Genomic DNA, 16,258 nt, shown 5'->3' with positions numbered 1-16,258 from the left:
GAATTAACTGATGGCGCCTGCCAGCATTGTTTTGCTTTTGTCTTTGTCTTAATTTCAAGTTGTCCGCAGGAAGCGGATAACTTGAATAAAAATAAGGATGAGAGCATGACTGTCTATGAAGATGAATGGGCGTTTTGGGATGATATTGCTGGCAAGTATATTTTGAAACATGCCGGGGCGGATCATAACGTTAGCCACGTAATTGAGGCGGCATCCACTTATGCGGACCGGATGGTAATAGCCCGGCGTAAACGAAAATCTGAAAAAGTCCCTGGCGGCGAAGTGCCACGGATGTCGGCGTCCGCCACCGCCGTAGTGACTGCGACTGCGGTTTGATTATTTACTTTTTCAGCATTGCCTGTCGTCGTGGCTAATTGACGGCGGGGTGTTTACAGGTGGGCAATCCCATGGCTTTAGCAAAAACAAACAACCAGACATTCACTGCGCATCTTTATCTTGATGGCAGGCCAGTGGTACTTAATCAACTACGTTTGCAACAGGCTTTGCGTGACCTTCGCATAACCAAGGCAGAAAAACTGGATGCCGAAGTGGGGTTGGCGGATTCGCGCGTGTCCAGCTTCATAACGCTGGCTGACCATGATGACGACACACCACTGTTGTTGAAGTTCGTCCCAAAGGGTGACGAATATGCCATCAGCCTTGTGCTCGCGGGAACATTCGATGGTGCGCGGTTATTCATAGAGGACAAGACTCATAATCTGTTGGCCAGTATCCGTGCGCCAGAGCAATACTTTTCAATCAGCAAGTCTGGTGCTTCAAAGGCCTCCTTCAGTCATATCGAGTCCGGCCCTGCCTATCTAGAGTTGATCCACGAACCTGATGACAAGCCCTTGTATCGCCATATAAGCAGCGGAATGAGCACATTCCTCGACGTCGATCCTAACAGGACGGGGCATAACGCCTTCAATCACAAACCGGCAATATTTGTGATCAAGGTTATCAAATAGAGCCCAGCCGCTACTCCATAAAAAGGCGCCATTCATGTCTGGGTGAATGGCGCCTTTTTTCAGGTTCGGTAATGCTCGGGCACAGGCCAGACGATGTCGTCGGCGAACGTCTTGTCGCCTTTGGGCAGATCCAGTATCACGCCGCCAGAACCGGCGATTTCATCGATAAGGCTGTCATAGGCGTTGGCGCCAAAATACCCGGCAGCTCGACTGTCGGTTCCCGCCCAGGTGGCCTGCTCGATGGCCACGACCCGGTCACCCGCCTGTGTCAGCACATCCTTGACCCGGGCGGCTTGCGTCAGGTCGGAACGCACCAGCCAGATCCGCTCGGCACTGATGCCGCGTGTGGGCGTGGAGATATGCCCTTCCAGGTCGTCGAAGAGGAATGTGCCGTTAGCGGGGTTGAATGCCTTGTTTTCTGCCCCCGGCACCACTTCCAGGCCTCGGGTATCAATGGCGTAGACGAATGACGTGGTTTGCTGGCGGCGCGTGGATACATAATCTTTCGAATCATCGAAAACGAACGAGCTGTCAGAGTCGGTCTCGTCGCCGGTTCGTTTACCCTCCGACACCGAACTGCTGCCCGAGTCGGAGGATTCGCCGGTTCGTGTTTTCGAGCTTTGAGGATTCACCCCGGGAAAACGATTGGCCTGCGAGTTGTAATGCAACTCGTGATAGAAGCCGCCCTTGGTCGCCGCGTAAGCGGTGGCGTCATGCAGTCCGAACGTTGCACTCAATGCGCGCTTGTTCGTGGTGCCCTTGGGATTGCCTTTACGGTGCATCATTCGATCATCCCGCGCCAACTCGAAGGGTAATCGGGTTTCGCCGCGGAACATCGCCGGAATGTCGGTGCGATACAACATGCCGTGGCGGGTTCGCTGGTAGCCGAGGTGGGTCGCGTAGTCGGCCAAAAAGGCGTCGCTGTAGCGGGTGGCGGGCCAATGGTGGGCGAGGGCCAGCCCTTGACTCCGTAATTCCTCAACGTAGTTTTCCAGCTCTTCGCCGATCAGCTTGAAGCGCTGCTCATTGGTCGCATCGAGCGTTAGGCGTTTGTGCTGTTCAGCCCATTGCGGTATCTGGCCGTCGCCCGACTCTGTGCGCAGCCGACACAGTTGCTCCTGGGTCAGGTTATAGCTGCGCTGCAATTGCAGGCGCTGGGCAAGGGTCATGTTTGGATGCAGCCACTTCAGAGAATCAGCGACAAACAGATGGTCTTCGGTGTTCTGCGCGCGAAGTGCCCAGCCCGGCGCCTTGCCGGTCGCTTGTGCTTCTGCGCGGAAGGCGGCAATCCGGGTGTCATCCAGAATGTACATGCGCTGGATGTCCTGATCCGACCATTGCGCAAGTGGCGCATCGGCCATCCTGTTGCGTTTTGCCTGCGCAGGATCGATGGCAATCCAGTGATGCTCCGGATCCTTGATGGCATAGCCGAGGATGGCGTCATCGCCGCTCGTACCGAGAGCGCGAAAGGTGTAGTAACCGTCAGCATTCGGTGTTGCGGAAAACGCGTAGTCATCAACGTTGAGGAGGGTGAGGTGCCGATCCAGGCTCCACAGATAGCCTTGCGTGGTCCGGTAAATGGGTGGGCCTGGTGCCAGGCGCCAGGAGGACATTGCCCGATAGGCCCTGAGGTCGGCATCGTATTGAACACAAACGTGGTGTCGGCCTTCTGAGCCTGGCAGTCGCACGTCCACCCAGTCCTTGGCGAGATAACGCCGGATGCCGGATTCATTCGGCCCTGGCAGATCGCCGAAATACGGATGGGCGAAATCTTCCAGCGACGTCATCGAAAAGTCTGGCCTGTCTGTGGCGGATCTCGATGTGACGCTCACTTGGATGGGGGAGGTTTTTGCTTGGGAGGTCCCGGGTTCCTCCAGACGAGGTCGTTTGGGTGAGGAGGGCGCCTCGACGGGTATAGGCCCCGGAATGTTTTCAGGGTTTGCAAATATCGCTCTGCTCGGCGAATGATCTGCGGAGGCCAGTGTAGAGGTGACGGGCGTTTCGACTAAAGGTGATTTAGGCCGTAGCCCGGGTTTTTGGCGCATGAATAAACTCCGTTTTTGGCGAGTCAGCCTGTCCGTAGGCTGAGGTGAACGGGTGCCCGTGTGGACGTCTGATCCAGACGGGCACGTGGTGAGGGTCAGGTCTTGTCGTTGGAAAAGACCAGGTCTTGCTGGTTGATTCGCACCTGTGGATCGCTGGCCAGCGCCCAGTGTTTCCTTACTGCGTTGTAAACCACCGTACCGATCGTTCCTGCGTCGATTCCGACGTGGGTTACATGAACCCTTGCTGCCAGTTCGTTTCGCTGTTGATGGGCATTGACCTCGGCCAACAGAGCTTCGACATCGGCGTAGCCACGTGCATCAATGACGTAAAGCTGCAGCACTTCAAACAACAGCGACACTTCATAAATATGGCCGGCCGAAGTGGCCACGCTGATGGATTCCACCGGGATGTCGTCTTCGATATCGGGCAATTCGACGGTGACGCTGGCGATGTGCAGACGATTGCCGTCCAGCTGGATGTCGTCGCGGGTGACCGTTTCTTCCATTTTGTCGGTGTACAGCGTCCAGGTCGATGCATCGGCGGTTTTCGCTGCAGCGCCTGGCGTCGAAAGGCGAATGATGGTGTTGCTGGCCAGATGGACATCGTACGTCGAACTCTGGCCATCGAGTACATAGATGCCGGTGTGCGAACCGGTGTCGATGGTGATGCGACTGGGTTCTGCCGTTATCAGCGGTTTCACGCTGGCCAATGGTCTGACAAAGCGATAGTTGCCATTGCGTTGCTTGAGGCAACTTCGGGTGCTGCGTACGCGGGTGCCGGGGTTTTTTACATCGTCTTCATAATCCAGTGCGGGAACTTGCAGGCGGTAGGAAACCTGGTCCTGCAGAACCAGCACAACGTTCTGCTGCAGGCGTGGGGTGGTGACTTTCAGGCTGTTTCTGCCGCTGTAACCGGTGGCCGCCGCGATGGGCTGGACCACACCTTTGAACATAACCAATTTCGACGGCAGGGAGACCGTCAGGGTGAAGTCTGTGTAGTACAAGTGGGTCGTGCCAGAGACGCCTTTGCGCACCTGCACTTCATAACTGACCTGCACATCGATGATTTCAGCGTTGTCGAATTCCAGATAAACAGTGCGGGACGTTTCGGCGGTATTGCGCTGGGCAACGAATTCCACCGGACGCTCGGTGCGAGCAACAAAGTGCTGCTTCAAGCCCTGTTCGGCGATCTCGATCATGCCGCCGTTAACGATTTGCGGTGCAGCGGCGGGTTGGCCGATGACGACAACGACGGGGGTTATATCCTGCTGCAGCGCCTCATCTGGCTGCTGGGGTAGCTGGACCAGCAGCTCATAGCCATCCTCGGTCTTGAAACGGAATCGGTCATTGTTCAACAGGCGTTTGCCATCGACCCACTGGTAGACATTTTCGAGTGTCAGTACATGTTCCGGGTCGTTACCATCCTTGCCGCGCAATGAGCTGATCACCAGCGCAGTGCCGACGATCTGCCAACGCTGGATGACCTCCGCCGGCCAGCCGAACTCGATCAGACTCGACGCTTCAGCGTCCTCGTTAAGGGTCGTGCGGGCGTTGCTGCTGGCGATGTAAAAACGATCTGCGCCGCTGCCGCCGTCCACCCGACAGTCCGCTCCGTAGACGGCAATCGTGTCATCGCCTGCGCCGGCGCTGACGCGGTCGTAGCCATTGGCGGAAATCCGGTTGGCCGCGTCGTTTCCGCTGACTCGGCTGGTGCCTCTGCGCAGGGTCGAGACGTTTTCGATCGACGTGAGCTGCGCGACGTCAACGGCATTTTCCTCAGGATCAAGACCGCGCAGCGCCACTCTGCCATTGTGCAGGTTGATGTCGTGACCGATATGGCGGGTGTCGCTGAGCGGGCGGCTGCCTTCGAAGGCCAGGGTGTCGGCACCTGCGCCACCGTCCAGCACATTGAGGTGGGCCGGTTTGCTGATGAGGTTCAATTGCTGCTCGGTAATCTCCTGATAGAACGCATCGTCCCTGTCGCCTCCGGTCAGAGCCTTGTGATCCGCGCGATAAGTGAACAGATTGGGCTTGTCCCGGACCCCGATAACCCGGTCATTGCCGTCACCCAAGCGCCAGAAAATGCCTTTGTCGTCACCGGCACTGCCCGACACTTTGCCTTTGAGGTTGGCGGGCAGGCCTTTGTCGGCATCAATCACATCATCGCCGTCGACAACCACGGCCTGGTTGTCGAGCTTGAACGGTTGTTGGCCAGCGCTTTCGTCCCACTGGTAGCGCCAGATTTCAACGGGCTTCAATTCAACCTGAAAGGCACCGTTGATCACGTGTTTGATGGCGTGTTTGTAGGCGTTCTCCAGCATGTCCTTGGCCGACATCTCCAGTTTTCGCTGGTGGTCCCGATAGCCCTTGGCGAGCTTGAAGCGATCCAGTACGTCCTGGTCCAGTTCCTTGTTGGTGAAGGCGAACCAGCCGGAGCGCATGCGTTCTTCAAGCGTCAGTTCGATGTAGTCATCGATGTCGTCCACCACTCGGGCGGCCTGGTAGATCATCGAGGCGGCGATAAGCAGTCCGGCGGCGACCAGCCCGACCGGCCCGGCGACGCTGCCAAACCCGGCCAGTGCGGCGACGCCCAGCACCAGGCTGATACTCGCCCCGGCGACGCTAAGACCGCCGCTGACGTAATGATCCTGGGCCTCTTTGCCCTGCGCTGCGGCGGCGGCATTGAACGACTTGATGGCATCGAGAATGTCGAAGGGCAAGGTGATGGCGCTGGCGAACATCCCGGCACCGCGGCTCATGTATTTGCCCACCGAGGTCAGCGGGAAATACTTCAGCGCGTTGCCGCCGTTTCTGAGCATGGCCTCACCGGTCTTGGTCAGCCCGCGTTCGATGATCAGCGAGCCGAACTCGGCGGCGATCGAGCCACCCTGGAAAACCGCTTCCAGCGTGTCTCCGTGCTTGATCGCATCAATCATCGCCTTGTAGCCGCTGTAGATGCCGAACGCCTGCATGCCGACCCCGGCGCCGCTCATCAAATAGCTTTTGTTTTTGCTGATCCAGCCCGGGGCATTTTCCAGTGCGTCGGCGCGATGAATATCCAGTTTTTGCGCAGCCTTGCCCAACTGGTTCAGGCGGTCCACCGCGCTGCCGGTAGCAATGGTTATATCGGCGACGAACAGCGCCCCGGCATCGACTGAGCGCTTGCAGGCGATTTCATAAAACAGCATCGCCGCTACATTGCTGTCCGGATTGTCGACGGACAGCAGACGCGCCTGCACCCGGTCTGCATCGAAATTGAGTCCGTCGAGAAAGTGTTGATCCACGCGCTGCATGCCGGCATTCCCCGGGCTGATGGGTTGGCCGTGCACGGTCGCGCCCAAGGCCAGGAGTTCTACGCGGCTGGTGAGTATTTCGCCGATGCGCAAGGGGCCGAAATGTTTGTCGAGGGATTTGAGTGTGCGTCGATAAGGGGCGTCAGCGTCGTCTGGCAACACTGCGTTGAGCGTGCCCGCCGGCGGCGCATGGGGGTTGGCCGAGGCGCTGACGGGATTGACCTGAACGGCGCTGATATTGGCGATTTGAAGTGGCGGAGCGATAAGTTTTGACATGTCATTAATCCTTTAATGAAAACGCATGACCGGTGTCCCTACCGGTGTGTCATTGATGTCGAGCCGCCGGCGTTGTCGACTCGGGCCAGTGGATGGCGTAGGCGAATTCGTCGCCGTTGCCCGACAGACTGAGCACAGGTTTGCCGGCGGCTTCGGCGTTGTCGATCAACTGGTCGTAGGCGAATTTGTTCTCGTGTCCGGCATGGGTGGCGGCTTCGATGCGCTCAGCGTTCGCGCCTGCCTGTTCCTTGAGGTCATCGACCCTCACGGCTTTGCTCAGGTCCGAATTCAGCAGCCAGATACGCTCGGCATCCAGTCCTCTGCGGCTGACTGATATCAGCCCTTCGAAGTCATCGGAGGGAAACCAGGTGGGGGGTGTGTCGCGGGCCGCTGAATTGAAACTCATGTTTTCTTCATGAGGCACCACTTCCAGGTCGCGGGTGTCGAGCACATACAGAAACATTTCCCGCTGACGTGTGCGTGTTGATTCATAGCGGCGATCGCGATCCCACGGCACCGGGCTTGTGGCGTCGGACCATTCGGACGATGAGCTGCTCTCGGTATCACTGACATCGCTGCCCGAGGCGCTATCGTCAGCATCCCGCCCCGGGTATTTGCTCGTCTGGCTGTTGAACCGCAAGTACTCGGGGTCAGGCTCCCTTGCGTACATCAGGCCTTCTTTGAGGCTGAAGGTTGCGCTCATCGGCTTATGCGTGGTGGCGCCCGGTTTGTGCTGGTATCGCGGTAGCATGAAGCCGTCATTGGCGAGCTCGAACGGTGTGCGTTCATCGCCACGGAACAGCGCCGGCACGTCGGTGCGGTACAAGCAATTGTTCTTGTTGCGCAGATAGCCGAGTTTGCCCAGCAGCGCTTCGCGCACCGGCGCGGTCATGCTGGTTTCCGGGCTGTACCAGTCATGCCGGGCATCACGCTTGAGGTTAAGTTCCTCGACAGCCTCGCGGCTCAGTTGCTCGAGACGCTGCGGATGGTCGAGGTCGTCGATCAGGTGTTTGTGTGCCTGCGCCCATTGCGGCATTTGCAGTTCGGTCTTCAGGTCCTGTTGCAAGCGGGCCAGTTGGCTGGGCAGCAGGTTATAGGACTGCAGAAATGCTTCGCGCTGTGCAGGATTCATGCTTGCGTGCAGCCAGCGCAGGGTGTCGCGCAGCAAGTCGCGGTGCGGGTTCGTGACTTCAGGAGTCGCCCATTGCGGACTCTTGCCGCTGGCTTGGGCTTCGGTGCGAAAACGCACGAGATCCTGGCCATGGATGTCGTACACCTGCCAGATCTCATGGTCTGTCCAATGCTTCAAGAGCGTGGGCTCGGCACCGAATCCGCCTGCGGGCGGATCGACCGGGATCCAGTGACCAAAAGCGTCCATAAAGGCAAATTGCGTGATCACGTTGTTCGCCCCGAATGCAGGGGCCAGTTCGTAATAGCCTTGGGCATCCGGTGAACGCAGCGATGCCTTGTACAGATTCGAATCGAGGTGGGCGGGTCGAGGCCGTTTCGCGACGGGGTCGATCCCCGGTTGATCGCCCGGTAGCGGCGCAGGTCGTTTTGTCGAGGCCATGGCGGGTGCCGGATGCTCCGTCAGGCGCCAGGTCAACCGGCCTTCATTCCGGTACAGCGCCGGTCCGGACGCGGACCGCTCGGTGACCATCTTGCAGCGATAAACCCCATCGGCATCCTGGCCAACATGGGTGGTGCGCAAGTCGCCTTCATATTCGACGTCGACAAACTGTCGTCCGACGATCCAGCGAAAACCGTCATCCTCCGCCGGTTTCATTCCACGCAGGAAGTCGTCACGCAGCCAGTAGGTGTCGGGGGAATTATCGCTTGCGAGGCGGGCAGGGTTCGTCGCCTGCATCGGTTGGATGACCACGGCAGGCGGGGTTGCATCCGCGACCGGCCAGCCGCCAGCGGTGTGAACGGGATACTGGCCACTCGGCAAACCCGGTAACCGGAAAATCGAAGGGCCACCTGGAGTGAACGGTGTGTCGGTACGCAGGGGCGGGAATGTGCTCGCTTCAGGTTGTTGCGTTGAGCTCTGGGGTGGTTTGCGCGGTGTCTTTGGACTCATGGCGTACTCGAAATCAGTTGATGTATTGAAACCCTCGCTTCGTCAGTTGAATTGATTGTTGGGCAGGCAAGTGCAGGCGGTCTCACTTTAATGGGTGAGAATGTGCCGAAGGGTTTCAAATATGTGGATTTAATCTAACTGGTTTTTCAAGTTATGGAAGGCGCTGGCGTGAGGGTTCGTAATTGATATGTAACTTCGGTTGTTTTTAGTTTGAAGTGTGCGAAGTTGCGGTTTGGTAAATAAGGATTTTTACCGTGGGCGAGTAAGTTTGAATAAGAGAACAGCGCTGCTCTTGTCGGAGAATTCCTAAAAGAGCAGCGCAGAAGGATTAAGGCTTGTGTATCGCCAGATTCAATAGGCGTAACGCAACAAGGTATGAGGCAAGTGCCGCAGGACGAAAAACCCGAACAGCGCCAACATTGCCGGCAGGATCAACCACCAGATCTTGAACGGCATAGGATTGAGTGGGGTTTTACGCTGGCTCAGCCACAGGGCGGCAGCGCAGACACAGGCGGCGAGCATGGCGCCGGCCAGCACGTCGGTTGGCCAATGAGCGCCCAGATAGACCCGCGACAGGGCGATGGAAAGGGCCGGAATACAGGCGATCAGCAACCAGGTCAGGCGCATGCGTGGCGGCTGGCCACGGCCGGCGAGTACCGCCAGGGTCAGAAACAGTGCAAACGAACCTGAGGCATGGCCACTGGGCATGCTGTAAGTGGTCAGTGGGTCGGTCAGCACTTCCGGACGCACCCGGGCGAAGAAGTATTTGGTCCCGGTGTTGGCCAATGCGGTCACCAGCAGCGTACCGCCAACGAAGATCGCATGGCGCCATTGCCGGCACAGCAGCAACAGGCCGGTCAGCAGGACGCTGAACAGCAGCATGTTGCGGAACTCACCGATAAGGGTCAGTGTGACCGCAATTTCATCCAGCATTGGCTGGCGATGTTCCTGCACCAGCGTCATCACCCCTTGATCGAGTGCTGTCAGGTACGGATAGCCGATGAACAGGCCAATCAGAATCAACAGGCTCATGCTGCTGATCCAGATGGTCGCGCGACGGTGGCGACGCAGGCTGCTGTTCACGCTGAGGCCGACCATTGCGGCGATGCTGCCAGCGACAATGCCGGCCTCCAGCCAGAACCCTTCAGGCAATGGCAGACGGAAGGCCGCGCCGGTGGCCCAGCCCGGCAGCAGATAGGCGAGACTCCAGCCGGCGGCCGCCAGCAGGCTGACAGCGGCAAAACGCGGGAAGGGCATGTCGCACATGCCGGCGACCATGGGCAGCATCGGTCGCAATGGCCCGATGAAGCGGCCGACCAGCAGACTGGCAATGCCGTAGCGCTGGAAATACGACTCGGCGCCGGCCATCCATTCCGGATGATGCCGTAGCCCCGGCAGGCGCCGAATGTTCTGGTGGAAATGGCGACCGAGGAAGTACGAAACGGCATCGCCGAGAATCCCGCCAAGGAAGCCCAGCAACAAGGTCTCGCTCAGTGACAGGGCGCCGCTGCCGGCCAGCACGGCGACGGCAAACAGCAGCACGGTGCCCGGCACGATCAAACCGGCAATCGCCAGGCATTCCACAAAGGCCACAATGAAAACTGCAGCCGCCAGCCATTGTGGATTGGCGGCCAGCCACCCGGTCACGCTATCGAGCCATGGGCCCATACAGAAAAACTCCAAATCATTAATGGCCTTCTGTAGGAGCTGCCGAAGGCTGCGATCTTTTGATCTTGATCCTGAAAGCAAGATCAAAAGATCGCAGCCTTCGGCAGCTCCTACATGAGTGTGTGTTTACAGCAGAAAATAATCTCGGCCTTCGACCTGACCGCGTCGCAGCGGGTTCCGCGTGCACCATTGCGCGTAAGTCGCATCGACGAAGCGGTACATCAATTGTTCGTCCCGGCCGAGGGGGATGCCCAGGCGTGTTGTCTGGATAATGTGCGAAGGTGCCGGCCCGGTGTCTTCTACCAGAAGGACTTCATGATCAAAACGCTTGGCGTCCCACACCGGCACTTTCAGTCCCAGCGCTTTGCACAGCAGGGTTTGCCCGGCGCAGAGCTTTTGCGAAGGCCGCGCACGTCCCTGCGCGTCGGGATTGTTCAGCAGCATCTGCGCCAGACTCGCCGGACCGCTGATTTCATCGACCCACGGATAGGCGGATTTGATCAGTACCGCATTGCCCGGCCCCTGCGCGCTGAAGTTCAGCGAATCACCGCCACGGGCGTAATACATATAGATGTGGCCGCCATCCAGAAACAAAGCCTTACGCTTTTCTGTGTAGCCCAACGAGGCGTGGCTGCCTTTTTCTGCGCAGTAATAGGCTTCGGTTTCGATGATTCGCGCGCTCAGCCACAGATCGCCGACCCGGTGACGAATGACTTTGCCGAGCAGATCCTGCGCCAGCACTTGCGCATCACGGTCGAAAAAGGCGTCCGGCAGCCCTAGCGGCAGGCGTTCGACGCGGTTGCGAACGGTCAGGTTGGACATGGCAGGCAATGTTTATCCAGGCTCAGGAGGTCGTGATGATAACAACGCGCGGCTTAATTGGGCCTGAACGCCGGCGAATCCGCGTTCATTTCGACCATCCGCCCGTCACCGCTGTTAGTCCCGGGACGCGGCAGCTATAATCTGCCGCTTTCCTCTTTGCCAAGACCCCAGCAGACCATGACTGAGTCCGTTCTTGACTACATGACCCGATTGGGTCGCGCCGCCCGCGAAGCCTCCCGGGTCATCGGCCGTGCCAGCACCGCGCAGAAAAACCGCGCCTTGCAGGCTGCTGCCAATGCCTTGGACGCCGCGCGCGCCGAGCTTGCCGCCGCCAATGAGCAGGATCTGGCCGCCGGTCGCGCCAATGGTCTGGAACCGGCACTGCTGGAGCGTCTGGAACTGACCCCGGCGCGCATCGACGGCATGATCGTCGGTTTGCGTCAGGTCGCTGCACTGCCGGATCCGGTCGGTGCGATCCGCGACATGAGCTTCCGTCCGTCGGGCATTCAGGTCGGCAAGATGCGCGTGCCGTTGGGCGTGATCGGGATCATCTACGAGTCACGTCCCAACGTGACCATCGATGCTGCCAGCCTGTGCCTGAAGTCCGGCAATGCGACCATTCTGCGCGGTGGCTCTGAAGCGATTCATTCCAACCGTGCGATTGCCGCATGCATTCAGCGCGGTCTGGCCGAGGCCGAATTGCCTGCCGCTGTGGTGCAAGTGGTCGAAACCACTGACCGTGCCGCTGTTGGCGCGATGATCACCATGCCCGAGTACGTCGACGTGATCGTGCCGCGCGGTGGCCGTGGCCTGATCGAACGTATCAGCCGTGATGCCCGCGTACCAGTGATCAAGCATCTGGACGGTATCTGCCACGTTTACGTCAGTGCCCACGCCGATCTGCCCAAGGCCCAGCGCATCGCGTTCAATGCCAAGACTTATCGCTACGGTATTTGCGGTGCGATGGAGACCTTGCTGGTCGATCAAACTGTTGCTAAGGATTTCCTGCCGTCGATGGCCGCCCAGTTCCGCGAAAAAGGCGTCGAACTGCGTGGTTGCGAACGTACGCGGGCGATCATCGAAGCCGTTGCTGCCAGCGAAGAGGACTGGAGCACCGAGTATCTGGCGCCGATCCTGTCGATTCGCGTGGTCGACGGTCTGGATCAGGCGATCGAACACATCAACCATTACGGCTCCCATCACACCGACTCGATCGTCAGCGAAAACCTCGCTGACACCCGTCGTTTTGTGGCGGAAGTCGACTCGGCGTCGGTGATGATCAACACGCCGACGTGCTTTGCCGATGGATTTGAATACGGATTGGGTGCCGAGATCGGTATTTCTACTGATAAGCTGCACGCCCGCGGCCCGGTGGGTCTCGAAGGACTGACCTGCGAGAAGTACGTCGTGGTCGGTGATGGCCAGTTGCGCGGCCAGGCGACGGTCTGACTTGACCGACCTCGACCTGACAGCGCCGCAAGCCGGCAACGAGTACCGCCCCCGGCGCATTGGCGTCCTGGGCGGCACGTTCGACCCGGTGCACATCGGCCATTTGCGCGGTGGGCTGGAAGTCGCCGAAGCGCTGGCGCTCGATGAGTTGCGCCTGATGCCGAACGCGCGGCCGCCTCATCGCGGTACGCCGCAGGTGTCGGCGCAGGATCGGCTGGCGATGGTCGAATGTGCGGTGGCCGGATTGCCGCCGCTGGTGGTGGACGCCCGCGAATTGCAGCGGGACAAACCGTCTTGGACCATTGATACCCTAGAGTCGATGCGCGCGGAAATGCCCGCCGAGACCCAGGTTTTTCTGCTTTTGGGCTGGGACGCATTTTGCGGCCTGCCCACTTGGCACCGCTGGGAAGAGTTGCTCCAGCATTGCCATATCCTGGTGCTACAGCGCCCGGACGCCGACAGCGAACCGCCGGATGCCTTGCGCAACCTGCTGGCAGCGCGTTCGGTGAGCGACCCGCTGGCCCTGAAAGGGCCGAGCGGACAGATTGCATTCGTCTGGCAGACACCGCTCGCGGTTTCCGCCACCCAGATCCGTCAACTGCTGGCCAGCGGTAAGTCGGTACGTTTCCTGGTGCCCGACGCGGTCCTGGCCTACATCGATGCGCACGGTCTGTACCGTGCGTCGAACTGAACAAGGCGTGCTTCACTGATACGAATCCACGTGTCGCCAAGCCGCCGAATATACGAGCAAAACGAGTTTTATATGACTGACAAAGACCAAACCAAAGTAAAGCGCAAAGGCACATTCAAGAGCGCCCCGCTGCCAGAGCCGGTCAACACCAATGAGCCGCTGAAAGGCGACGAGCTGGTCAAGCTGGCCGTGGCTGCCCTGGAAGACGTCAAGGCACAAGACATCCAGATCATCGATGTTCGCGACAAGCAGAGCATCACTGACTACATGATCATCGCCACCGGTACTTCCAACCGCCAGATCAACGCGATGCTCGACAAGGTTCGCGAAGAAGTCAAAAAGCAGGGCGCCAAGCCGCTGGGCGAAGAAGGCAAGGGCGACAGTGACTGGGTGCTGCTCGACCTGGACCTGGTGATCGTGCACATGATGACCGCCTCGGCACGTCAGTTCTACGACCTGGAACGCCTGTGGGCCGGTGCCGAGCAGAGCCGTGCGGCCGATGCCAAGCACCACAGCCCGGAAAACACCCACGAGCATTTCACCAAGCTCAACAAAGACCAGCTGTAAGGGATTGCTGTGCGACTGCGCCTGATCGCCGTCGGTTCACGCATGCCCAAGTGGGTGGAAGAAGGCTGGCATGAATATGCCAAGCGTCTTCCGTCCGAGCTGGCGCTGGAACTGGTGGAAATACCGCTCAATACCCGTGGCAAGAATGCCGACGTGGCCCGATTCATCCGCCAGGAAGGCGAAGCCATGCTGGCCAAGGTCGGGCCGAACGAGCGGATCGTCACGCTGGAAGTCCACGGCAAACCCTGGAGTACCGAGCAGCTGGCGGTCGAACTCGACCGTTGGCGGCTGGATTCGCGCACGGTCAATTTCATGGTCGGTGGCCCGGAAGGGCTGGCGCCTGAAGTCTGCGCCCGTGCCGATCAGCGCTGGTCGTTGTCGCCGCTGACGTTGCCGCACCCGTTGGTGCGGATCCTGATCGGCGAACAGTTGTATCGTGCCTGGACCGTGCTGTCCGGTCACCCTTACCACAAGTAATCCAGCCCTCATGTCTCAGCCGATCCGCATCAAGGACCACGAAAAGGACGCACGCCTGGTGCGTAGCCGCGTCGTGTTCGGGGCCATTGCGATCATGCTGCTGATCGGCGTGTTGATCGCGCGGCTGTATTACTTGCAGGTGATCCAGTACGAGTACCACTCGACGCTCTCGGAAAACAACCGTGTCCATGTGCAGCCAATTCCACCAACCCGTGGGTTGATTTTCGACCGCAACGGCGTGGTGGTGGCGGACAACCGTCCAAGCTTCAGCCTGAGCATGACCCGCGAGCGCTCCGGCGACTGGCAGCAGGTGCTCGACGTCATCGTCGAAGTGCTGGAGCTGACGCCTGAAGACCGGGTGATCTTCGAGAAGCGCATGCGTCAGGGGCGCCGACCGTTCGAGCCGGTGCCGATCCTGTTCGAGCTGACCGAGGAGCAGATCGCCCGGATTGCGGTGAACCAGTTCCGGCTGCCCGGCGTAGAAGTGGTGGCGCAGCTGGTTCGTCACTATCCGCAGGGCGCGCACTTTGCGCACTCGGTCGGCTACATGGGGCGGATCAACGAGAAAGAGCTGAAGACCCTCGATCCGGTCAATTACAGCGGCACCCACCACATTGGCAAGACCGGCATCGAGCGTTTCTACGAGCCGGAATTGCACGGTCAGGTCGGTTACGAAGAAGTCGAAACCAACGCCCGCGGCCGCGTCTTGCGCGTGCTCAAGCGCACCGATCCGATTCCCGGCAAGGACATTGTTCTGAGCCTGGACATCAAGTTGCAGGAAGCCGCGGAGGCTGCACTCGGCGGACGTCGTGGTGCGGTAGTTGCGCTCGATCCGAAGACCGGCGAAGTGCTGGCGATGGTCAGTCAGCCGAGCTTCGACCCGAACCTGTTCGTCACCGGGATCAGCTTCAAGGCCTATGCCGAGTTGCGTGATTCCATTGACCGGCCGCTGTTCAATCGCGTGTTGCGCGGTCTGTATCCGCCAGGCTCGACGATCAAACCGGCGGTGGCGATTGCCGGCCTCGATTCCGGTGTAGTGACTGCGTCGAGCAGGGTATTCGACCCGGGCTACTACATGCTGCCCAACTACGATCACAAATACCGTAACTGGAACCGCACCGGTGACGGCTTCGTCGACCTCGACACGGCGATCATGCGTTCCAACGACACCTACTTCTATGACCTGGCGCACAAGCTCGGTATCGATCGGTTGTCGGCCTACATGAACAAGTTCGGCATCGGCCAGAAGGTCTCGCTGGACATGTTCGAAGAATCCCCCGGTCTGATGCCGTCCCGCGAGTGGAAGCGGGCGACGCGTAAGCAGGCGTGGTTCCCCGGCGAAACCCTGATCCTCGGGATCGGCCAGGGCTATATGCAATCGACCCCGCTGCAACTGGCCCAGGCCACCGCGCTGGTGGCCAACAAAGGCGTTTGGAACCGTCCGCACCTGGCCAAATCCCTCGAAGGGGTGAAACCGGTGGACGAGAATCCGATGCCGGACATCATCCTGCGTGATCCGTCGGACTGGACCAAGGTCAACCACGGCATGCAGCAGGTAATGCACGGTGCCCGCGGTACCGCGCGCAAAGCGGCGATCGGCGCGCAATACCGCATCGCCGGCAAGTCGGGTACCGCGCAGGTCGTGGCGATCAAACAGGGCGAGAAGTACGACCGCTCCAAGGTTCAGGAGCGCCACCGCGACCACGCCCTGTTCGTCGGTTTTGCTCCGGCCGATGACCCGAAAATCGTCGTTTCGGTGATGGTCGAGAACGGTGAGTCCGGTTCCGGCGTTGCCGCGCCTGTGGTGCGCCAGGTCATGGATGCCTGGCTGCTCGATCAGGACGGACGTTTGAAGGCCGAATACGCCAGCCCAATCAGTGCGGAGGCTACGGCCCGTGATGAATAACTTTGATCGCATGCTC

Annotated in this window: 12 protein-coding genes; 7 read left to right on the top strand and 5 right to left on the bottom strand. The window is 59.5% G+C overall.

Going from position 1 to position 16,258, the window contains the following annotated elements; translation table 11 throughout:
• Positions 1 to 105: 105 nt before the first annotated feature.
• Together CKW14_RS14045 and CKW14_RS14040 are read left to right on the top strand one after the other, a co-directional pair.
• A complete protein-coding gene (locus CKW14_RS14045) occupies positions 106 to 336 on the top strand; it encodes a hypothetical protein (RefSeq protein ID WP_095048785.1) in 231 nt (76 codons plus the stop codon).
• 71 nt (positions 337 to 407) lie between these two features.
• On the top strand, positions 408 to 968 hold the full coding sequence (locus CKW14_RS14040; protein WP_095048784.1) for a hypothetical protein: 561 nt from the start codon (positions 408 to 410) through the stop codon (positions 966 to 968).
• Between the two features lie 59 nt (positions 969 to 1,027).
• Here CKW14_RS14040 and CKW14_RS14035 read toward each other — a convergent pair whose 3' ends face one another.
• The 5 genes from CKW14_RS14035 to CKW14_RS14015 all read right to left on the bottom strand — a co-directional run bounded on the left by CKW14_RS14035 (position 1,028) and on the right by CKW14_RS14015 (position 11,152).
• Positions 1,028 to 2,755, bottom strand: coding sequence for a hypothetical protein (locus tag CKW14_RS14035; protein WP_256587223.1), 1,728 nt, complete (start codon positions 2,753 to 2,755; stop codon positions 1,028 to 1,030).
• A 353-nt stretch (positions 2,756 to 3,108) separates the two neighbouring features.
• A complete protein-coding gene (locus tag CKW14_RS14030; RefSeq protein WP_095125496.1) occupies positions 3,109 to 6,582 on the bottom strand; it encodes a hypothetical protein in 3,474 nt (1,157 codons plus the stop codon).
• A gap of 49 nt (positions 6,583 to 6,631) precedes the next feature.
• Positions 6,632 to 8,662 (bottom strand): hypothetical protein, encoded by a 2,031-nt coding sequence (locus CKW14_RS14025; protein ID WP_095125495.1) that lies wholly within the window; start codon positions 8,660 to 8,662, stop codon positions 6,632 to 6,634.
• Between the two features lie 351 nt (positions 8,663 to 9,013).
• On the bottom strand, positions 9,014 to 10,330 hold the full coding sequence (locus tag CKW14_RS14020; RefSeq protein WP_095048781.1) for a bifunctional DedA family/phosphatase PAP2 family protein: 1,317 nt from the start codon (positions 10,328 to 10,330) through the stop codon (positions 9,014 to 9,016).
• Positions 10,331 to 10,456: 126 nt separating this feature from the next.
• The gene (locus CKW14_RS14015) at positions 10,457 to 11,152 is read right to left on the bottom strand and encodes a DNA-3-methyladenine glycosylase (protein ID WP_095048780.1); all 696 of its coding nucleotides are present in this window, start codon (positions 11,150 to 11,152) and stop codon (positions 10,457 to 10,459) included.
• A gap of 177 nt (positions 11,153 to 11,329) precedes the next feature.
• Between CKW14_RS14015 and CKW14_RS14010 the strand changes: the two genes are divergently transcribed.
• The 5 genes from CKW14_RS14010 to mrdA all read left to right on the top strand — a co-directional run bounded on the left by CKW14_RS14010 (position 11,330) and on the right by mrdA (position 16,242).
• Positions 11,330 to 12,601, top strand: coding sequence for a glutamate-5-semialdehyde dehydrogenase (locus CKW14_RS14010; RefSeq protein WP_095048845.1), 1,272 nt, complete (start codon positions 11,330 to 11,332; stop codon positions 12,599 to 12,601).
• Positions 12,570 to 13,292 carry a nicotinate-nucleotide adenylyltransferase gene (gene nadD / locus CKW14_RS14005; RefSeq protein WP_095048779.1) on the top strand — a complete coding sequence of 241 codons (723 nt, stop codon included), beginning with the start codon at positions 12,570 to 12,572 and terminating at the stop codon, positions 13,290 to 13,292. Before CKW14_RS14010 ends, nadD begins: the two co-directional genes overlap by 32 nt.
• A 72-nt stretch (positions 13,293 to 13,364) precedes the next feature.
• The gene (gene rsfS, locus CKW14_RS14000) at positions 13,365 to 13,859 is read left to right on the top strand and encodes a ribosome silencing factor (RefSeq protein WP_016986117.1); all 495 of its coding nucleotides are present in this window, start codon (positions 13,365 to 13,367) and stop codon (positions 13,857 to 13,859) included.
• A 9-nt stretch (positions 13,860 to 13,868) separates the two neighbouring features.
• Complete coding sequence (gene rlmH, locus CKW14_RS13995; RefSeq protein ID WP_003185785.1) at positions 13,869 to 14,336, top strand: 23S rRNA (pseudouridine(1915)-N(3))-methyltransferase RlmH; 468 nt, start codon at positions 13,869 to 13,871, stop codon at positions 14,334 to 14,336.
• Between the two features lie 10 nt (positions 14,337 to 14,346).
• Positions 14,347 to 16,242 carry a penicillin-binding protein 2 gene (gene mrdA / locus CKW14_RS13990; protein ID WP_095048778.1) on the top strand — a complete coding sequence of 632 codons (1,896 nt, stop codon included), beginning with the start codon at positions 14,347 to 14,349 and terminating at the stop codon, positions 16,240 to 16,242.
• Positions 16,243 to 16,258 lie beyond the last annotated feature (16 nt).

This window comes from Pseudomonas sp. Irchel s3a12, from assembly GCF_900187485.1.
GTDB classification, from domain to species: Bacteria; Pseudomonadota; Gammaproteobacteria; order Pseudomonadales; family Pseudomonadaceae; genus Aquipseudomonas; species Aquipseudomonas neuropathica.
Note: the sequence above shows the minus strand (reverse complement) of the source record. Positions and strands in the feature narration are given on the sequence as shown.